Source organism: Martelella alba (assembly GCF_005217455.1).
GTDB lineage: Bacteria > Pseudomonadota > Gammaproteobacteria > Enterobacterales > Enterobacteriaceae > Acerihabitans.
Map to the genome: position 1 here is coordinate 1 of NZ_SZPQ01000145.1, position 990 is coordinate 990.

A 990-nucleotide genomic window follows, 5' to 3' on the forward strand; every position below is an offset into this window, starting at 1 on the left:
ATACTCAATCCGATAGCCCACGACATCGCCATTGGATTTTTGCTGCTGTAGCGATGACCAGGAAAACCGCAGACGTACCGCTGATAATTGGGTATTGGTGACAGCATGCACCCAGGGCGTTTGGCTGGTCAGCTCCAGGCTGACTGCCGTTTCGTTCTCGATGTCCGGCATACCTGCAATATAGGTTTGATCAGGCGTTCCTGCCCGAAACTCCCAGGCGACGCCGGGGAAATTGACAGAGCCGTCAGCGTTTTGAATCGGCGTTCCATCAAGATAAATGTTGGTGCCGTCTAAACCACCAGCAAATTCCCCCTCGCCCAGCGCCAGCAGCATTTTGGCGTAGGAGGTTGACTGTAGAGAGTCTGGGGATTCAGCCGGCGTGTGAGTGCTGCTGGAGCCGCCCTTGTGGCCCCTGATTGATTTCGCTGCCATATGACGCCCATAAAAAACCCGCAATTTTGCGGGTTAGATCGGTGTTAAGATGCGAGGTTATTTTTTCTCTAAATAACCCGCCAGTCCATTATTGATATCTTTTAATATATCTATCTTTTCTTTTTCTTTATCCTCGATGGCGCGACATATTACTCCGGCCATTGCCATTAAAGTGCCAATAATTGCAAGTGAACTGCCTGCAATGATATTTACTTCTCTATTTGCGATAAGGCCAGTATTGTATATCTTGTCTACATATCCAACAGTAACGTCCATCCCGAGGGCACATAACACCCATATGATGCCACCAGCCATCAAAAGACCACCTATCACCTTAAGCATAATACTATCCTCATTATAGACATTTTGTAACCGCTTGAGAATACGCCTTAAGGTAACATAAAAAATGATTTATTGCTGGTCTTCTGCATAAATACCAGCGGAAATAATTGCCCCACCGATACGGCGTTTACCGTATCCGATCGGCACGGGATTACCCTGAGCGACCGAGTTTACCGGACCGCCAAAGGCATACGAGGGTTTGTTATCCGGATCCTG

Annotated in this window: 2 protein-coding genes; both read right to left on the bottom strand. The window is 47.9% G+C overall.

Annotation, left to right across the window (positions count from 1 at the left end; genetic code table 11):
* A partial coding sequence (gene gpJ, locus FCN80_RS26105) for a TipJ family phage tail tip protein (RefSeq protein WP_230492983.1) occupies positions 1 to 432 on the bottom strand: 432 nt, incomplete at its 3' end.
* Between the two features lie 57 nt (positions 433 to 489).
* Positions 490 to 774, bottom strand: coding sequence for a hypothetical protein (locus FCN80_RS26110; RefSeq protein ID WP_136993274.1), 285 nt, complete (start codon positions 772 to 774; stop codon positions 490 to 492).
* Positions 775 to 990: the final 216 nt, after the last annotated feature.

Bases quoted from the DNA above. Each gene is read 5' to 3' on its own strand.
- FCN80_RS26110 (WP_136993274.1), bottom strand. From the start codon at position 774: ATGCTTAAGGTGATAGGTGGTCTTTTGATGGCTGGTGGCATCATATGG.